General features: G+C 63.8%; 4 protein-coding genes. 3 read left to right on the top strand and 1 reads right to left on the bottom strand.

Annotated elements, in window-relative coordinates:
- Positions 1–28: 28 nt before the first annotated feature.
- Positions 29–811, bottom strand: a complete 783-nt coding sequence (locus AB7849_RS17945) for a LacI family DNA-binding transcriptional regulator (RefSeq protein WP_369501484.1) — start codon at positions 809–811, stop codon at positions 29–31.
- Positions 812–1,328: 517 nt separating this feature from the next.
- Here AB7849_RS17945 and AB7849_RS17940 point away from each other — a divergent pair.
- The 3 genes from AB7849_RS17940 to AB7849_RS17930 are packed head-to-tail and all read left to right on the top strand — an operon-like array spanning position 1,329 to position 6,114.
- Positions 1,329–4,562 carry a TonB-dependent receptor gene (locus AB7849_RS17940; RefSeq protein ID WP_008213159.1) on the top strand — a complete coding sequence of 1,078 codons (3,234 nt, stop codon included), beginning with the start codon at positions 1,329–1,331 and terminating at the stop codon, positions 4,560–4,562.
- Between the two features lie 50 nt (positions 4,563–4,612).
- A complete protein-coding gene (locus tag AB7849_RS17935) occupies positions 4,613–4,735 on the top strand; it encodes a hypothetical protein (RefSeq protein WP_256364914.1) in 123 nt (40 codons plus the stop codon).
- 50 nt (positions 4,736–4,785) lie between these two features.
- Entirely contained in the window at positions 4,786–6,114 is a 1,329-nt protein-coding gene (locus AB7849_RS17930; protein ID WP_008213160.1) for a hypothetical protein, read from the top strand.
- Positions 6,115–6,139: the final 25 nt, after the last annotated feature.

Below are 6,139 nucleotides of genomic sequence, written 5' to 3'. Positions count from 1 at the left end.
TGCCGAAAAACCCGTGGACGCATGCGGCTCAACAGGTGGTCGGGTAAAGGTCAACCACACGAATCGAGAGAGAGCCAAAAATGGCCGTGGGCGGGCGACGCTGGTCGAGCAACGCCTTGGCGGCCGCCACGCCCGATGCGAAGGTGAAATCCCCTTCCGCCACCAGCGATTCATCGTAGGCGATGCCGCCTTTGCGCAATGCATCGCGGTAGCCATTGCGCCGCCAGGTGCGTGCGCCATGCCCTTTCAGTCCGGTGACGTGGCCTATTCGCCGATGCCCGAGCGAAATCAGGTGGGCGACGATCTCTTCCGCCGCCTTGCGCTCATCGAAGCCGATGTCGATCTGCGACTCGCGCAATTTCGAGGAGATCGTCGAATAGCGGATGTCGAGTTCGTCGAGGCGTTGCAGCAGCTTGGCGTTGCTTGCATGGGGTGGCACCAGCACCAGTGCGTCCGGACGATGCTGGGCCACGAAACCGTCGATGCGCGCGGCCAGGTCCTCGCCTGCCTCGAAGGGATGCAGGACGGCGTTGTACGGCGTCCCCCTGCACGCCTGCAGGACACCCACGATCAGCTCCATGACGTAGCTGGAACCGGCCGCGGGGTTGTCGTACAGCAGCGCGACCAGGTACGAACGGTTCCCCGCCAGGCTGCGTGCCGATGCGTTGGGCACGTAATTGAGCTCGCGGATCGAAGCCTCGATCCGGGTGCGCAGCTTGGCACGCACGTTCGTATAGCCATTGAGTACACGGGACACCGTCTTGACGGATACCCCGGCATGCACAGCGACGTCTTCGATTCTCGCAGGCATGTATCTGCCACCCCACCCTGTCATGACTTGCAGTGCGCCATGCTAACCCAAGCGGAAAGCGCACATCCATCCACATTTCACCCCTGCACGAACAAAAATACCAGCGCTGGTATTTTCTATTGACAGCGCTGGTACATTTGACTAGCTTGCATCCATACAAGGGGGCTCGCGTGCTGCAGTGCGCAACGCAAGGGGAAGGGAAATGTCCATTCGTCGGATCGCGCGCAACGCGCGCCACATCACCTTCGCCGCCACCATTGCCGCGGCCTCGGGAAACGCCGCAGGCAGGCGCAACGCCCATGCAATGCATGCAACGGGCGCGGGCAATGAATAGCCGCCGCCCGATGACGGCATGCCTGCGGCTACCCGACACCCATCGGCACCGCTGCATCAGGTCAACGGGTTCGTAATCAAGTCGCGACCGACCTGCCGCGGGACGACTGGCCGGCGCAACAAGGTTGTATCGATCGAGTATTCACTGGACATCTGGGGAGAGCAGAAAGTGAAAAAGCCATCCATGTACACACGTGCGCCGGGCGCCAACCAGCCGTGCCGGCTGTCGCTGGCGATCGCGATGACGCTGTTCGCCGCCGGACAGCTGCATGCGCAAACCACGCCGACGACGAATGATCAAACCACCCCGTCCATGACACAGGCCACCAGCAAGGACATCAAGGCGGCCGACAAGAAGACGTCCAAGTCGGTGGACGGCAAGGACGTCACGCAGCTCAACAGCATGACTGTCAGCGGCTACGCGTCCAGCCTGAATCGTGCGCAGCAGATCAAGCGCTACTCCGACACCGTGGTTGACGCGATCTCGGCGCAGGACGCCGGCTCGCTGCCTGACCTGTCGGTGACCGAAGCGCTGCAACGCGTGCCTGGTGTGGCCGTCAGCGCCTTCGGTGTCGCCGCCGATCCGGACCACTTCTCGATCCAGGGCTCGGACATCAGCCTGCAGGGCCTGCCCTATACCAGCACGCTGTTCAACGGCCGCGAGGTGTTCTCCGCCGGCGGCGGCCAGGGCCTGAACTTTTCTACGGTGTCGCCGGAACTGATCGGCTCGGTGGTGGTAAGCAAGAACCAGACGGCGGACATGATCGAAGGCGGCATCGCCGGCTCGATCGACCTGCGCACGCGCAAACCCTTCGACAGCGACAAGGATACGCAGGCCGCCTTCACCGTCGGCGACTACTGGGGCAGCCTGGACAAGCGCGGCACGCCGCAGATCGCCGGCCTGTTCAGCCACAACTGGAATACCGGGATCGGCCGCTTCGGCATCCTGGCCAACCTGGCCTACGACCGCATCGACCAGGCCGACAATGCGATCTCGCTGGTCGATTTCCAGCGACGCTGCAACGGCTGCACGCTCCCAGGGAATCGACCCGACCACTATCCCGGCCTGCCTGAGGGCACCGACGGTCCCTACGCCTACCTGCCGATCGGCGGCGACCTGCGCACCCAGCACGAAACCAGCACGCGCTTCGGCCATGTGCTGGCGGCACAATGGGAAAGCCCGGACAAGGCCTGGTCGGCCACGCTGGAATGGGACCGCGCTTCGGATACGGAAACCACCTACGAACATACCCTGCAAGCGTCGACAGACGGTTGCGCCTGGTCGGATGCAGACCAGTGCGACATTCCGCTGGCCGGCACCACGCCGGTGTTCGATTCCAACGGCGTATTCCAGTCGGGTATCGTCACCGCGCTGCCCAGCGATTACGTCTACCCGTCGCAGTACGGCGGCCTGCCTACGCAGATCAACAGCACCGGCTACAAGAACCGCTACGTCACCAACGACTACAGCTTCAACCTGAAGTGGAACGTCAACGATAGGCTGCACCTGAGCCTGGATGCGCAGGACACCCACTCCCAGTACAAGTACGCCTACTACTACATCCGCCAGCTGACCAACGCCAACTGGTACATCGCCACGCACGGCAACAACGTGCCCACGGTCAAACTGCTCTCGCCCGATCCCAACGAAACGACGGCCCAGTACTTCGCCAATCCTGCCAACACGTACTGGGCGGCGGCGCAGGACAGCCAGCGCTACTCCTGGGGCAACCAGCGCGCCTTCCGCCTGGACGGCGACTTCGACGCAGACAAGGGCCCGCTGAGCGACATCCAGTTCGGCTTCCGGCATACCGACCAGAGTGAAACGGTGCGAAGCTCGGCGTTCAACTACGTGCCCATCAGCACGCCCAGCCCCAACATAAAGCCGATCACCGCCGCCGACACGCCCAACTACGTCTCGCCGTACCACGTCAACCTGCCAGCCTTCGGCGGCGGCGATTTCGGCATCGTCGCGCCCTACTTCAACCTGAATCCGCTTACGCAATTCTGGCAGTCCGCCGCGGCCATCAAGCAGATCAACCAGCAGTGGCTGGCCAACACGTCCGGGGCCGTCGGCCCGTACTACACCAACTACGATCGCGAGCAGTACGTCGCCGGCGACGTCTTCGTGCCCGGCACGTATTACCTGCCGCAGGAAGTCGCCTCCAACCGGGAAAAGACCAACGCCACGTATGTGCGGCTGAACTTCGGCAACAGCAACCTGGATTTCCTCAGCGGGCTGCAGATCAGCGGCAACATCGGCCTGCGTTACATCCACACCCAGGATGACGCTTCGGGCTATCTGATCCTGCCGAACATGCTGCAAACCCTCAACGGGCATACCATTGCGCAGTACTGCAATTCGGGCGCGAGCGGCCCGGCACCACAACCGGGCACGTTCTGCGCGCTGACGCCGGCACAGCAGCAGCAATACATGAATTTCGCCAATGGCGCGTTCACCCCGATCACGGCCCACAGCTCGTACGGCAACTGGTTGCCCAGTTTCAACCTGGCTGTTGGCTGGACCGATGACCTGATTACCCGCTTCGCCTTCTCCGAGTCGATCTACCGGCCCTCGCTGGTGCAGTTGCAGGCCGGGCAATCGGTCGGCGGACTGCTGCCCTACGGCACCAATGGCAGCACCGAGCCGACGGTCGGGAATGGCTACAACGGCTCGAACCCGTATCTCAAGCCGATCACCGCGCACAACTTCGATCTGAGCCAGGAGTGGTATTTCGCCAACGCCGGCTCGCTCACCGGCATGCTGTTCTACAAGCAGCTGAACCACACCATCCAGTACATCACCAACGTCGTCGACACGACGGTGACGAACAATGGCGTGACCTATCCGGAGCAATACACGGCCGGCCTGGCCAACCTGGACCAGAAGGGCAGCGTGCGTGGCGCGGAACTGGCCTACCAGCAGAAGTACGATTTCCTGCCCGGCTGGTTGTCCGGCTTCGGCACGCAGATGAACTACACCTACATCAAGCCGCACGGACTGGGTTTCGGTTCGATCAACTACTGCCCCAGCGGCTATGTGGCACCGACGCAGTGCATCAACCAGCTCAAGCTGCCGCCGTCGGAGCTGTCCCGCGACACCTTCAACTTCACCGCCTATTACGAGAAAGGCCCGCTGTCGGCACGATTGGCCTGGAACTGGCGTTCGCAGTTCCTGATCTCCGGCCAGGAAGCGGATTATCCGTTCCTGCCGGTGATGGCCGAGTCGCAGGGCAAGCTGGACGGCTCGCTGATCTACACGATCAACCCGCACGTCAAGGTGGCACTGCAGGTATCCAACCTGTTGAACTCGACGTTCAAGACCCGCGAGATCGTCAACACCGACGGCCTGAGCGTACCCAAGGGCTTCTTCCGCGACGACACCCGCTACAACCTCAGCCTGCGCGCGAACTTCTGACAAGACGCGCCGTACAAGCCTTCGTCATGGCGCATGCCGGGTCATGCGCCATGACGGCGGTGGAAAGCAACGTGACAAGCTTTGATGCAGCCATGCCTGCTCTCCCCGGCATGGCTGCCTTTTTCACCGACAGCCTGCGCAACTCGCCGGGATACTGTGTTCACACCCGCTGAAGGACACAGCTCGCGGGCAACCCGTCGCATCACTTCGAGGCTACGCGGTATTGATCAGATTCACGGCAATCAGGCTCGGCAACACCCGGCGCGGCTGGCTGGGCGGAGTGGCCGTGGGCCTGGTGCTTGCCATGTCTTCGATGCTGCCGGCCCACGCGCAAGCCGCAACCGTCCGAATCGAAACCGTCGCGCGCACGGGCTGCAACGCCCTCGCTGCACGCGTCGATGCACTGCCCGGCAACGCTCCGGTCTTGCTGCGCAGCTACGACAACCCGCGCGGCCAGGGCGCACCCGATCTGCTGCCGTTGCGCTCGGCGGCGTTCACTTACGACAACGCGCTGGCGGTGATCGCCCTGCTCGCCTGCCACCGCCGATCGCAAGCCGAACGCATCGGCGCCGCGCTGCGATTGGCCGCGATGAACGACACGCGCCTGCGCGACGCCTACCGCGCCGGCATCGTGGCAGGCGACAAGCCGCTGCCAAACGGCTGGCGCGATCCCGACAGCGGACGCTGGATCGAGGCGGCGCGACAGTATGCCGGCGCCTACCAGGACGGCAGTTCGTGCGGCAACGTGGCCTGGGCGGCACTGGCACTGCTGGCCCTGCATCACGCCACCGCCGAGGATCGTTGGCGCGATGCCGCCGTGCATCTCGCTCGCTGGGTGGTCGGGCATGCCGCCGACACGCGCGGCGCCGGCGGCTTCGATGGCGGCATCGAGTCCTACTTGCTGGTTCCACGCAAGGCGGCATGGAAATCCACCGAACACAACATCGATCTGGTCGCCATGTTCGAATGGCTGCAGCGGATTGCCGCGCCCGGTGGCGACTGGCAGGCCCAGGCGCGGCACGCGCGCCGATTCGTGGATGCGCAATGGGATGCGGCCAGCGGGCATTTCTGGATGGGCACTACCGCCGATGGCGTGACGCCGCTTCGCTCACCCTCGGCACTCGATGTGCAACTCTGGGCACAATTGCTGCCGAATGCGCCGAAGCCATGGCGGCGGGCGCTGCACTGGATCGAACGCATGAATAGCGTCAAGGGCGGTTTCGACTTCACCGACGATCGCGACGGATTATGGACGGAAGGCACCGCACAGGCCGCACTCGTCTATCGCTGGACGGGCAACGAAGCCAGGGCCGACGCCTTGTTCGTGTCGATCGCACAACAGGCATCGCCCGGCGGCTTCCTGTACGCCACGCCCGCACCGCGCATCACGGCGGTGTATTCCTACTACCGGCACCAGCCGTGTCTTGCAGCAACGGCATGGGCCGTGATCGCCGCGCTGGATCGCAATCCGTACCTGCCGGCAAACATGCACCGAGCGAACACGCCGCCGCACGCAAGCCCTGCACATGCCGGCCACCCCACCCTGCAATGAACCTGCTCGCACCCCGCTTCGCAAC

The sequence above is a fragment of the Rhodanobacter sp. FW021-MT20 genome (assembly GCF_041107475.1).
Lineage (GTDB): Bacteria > Pseudomonadota > Gammaproteobacteria > Xanthomonadales > Rhodanobacteraceae > Rhodanobacter_A > Rhodanobacter_A glycinis.
Note: the sequence above shows the minus strand (reverse complement) of the source record. Positions and strands in the feature narration are given on the sequence as shown.

What these genes read in the sequence shown, in the direction of transcription:
- AB7849_RS17945 (WP_369501484.1), bottom strand. Translation starts at nt 811, where the DNA reads ATGCCTGCGAGAATCGAAGACGTCGCTGTGCATGCCGGGGTATCCGTC.
- AB7849_RS17940 (WP_008213159.1), top strand. Translation starts at nt 1,329, where the DNA reads ATGTACACACGTGCGCCGGGCGCCAACCAGCCGTGCCGGCTGTCGCTG.
- AB7849_RS17935 (WP_256364914.1), top strand. Translation starts at nt 4,613, where the DNA reads ATGACGGCGGTGGAAAGCAACGTGACAAGCTTTGATGCAGCCATGCCT.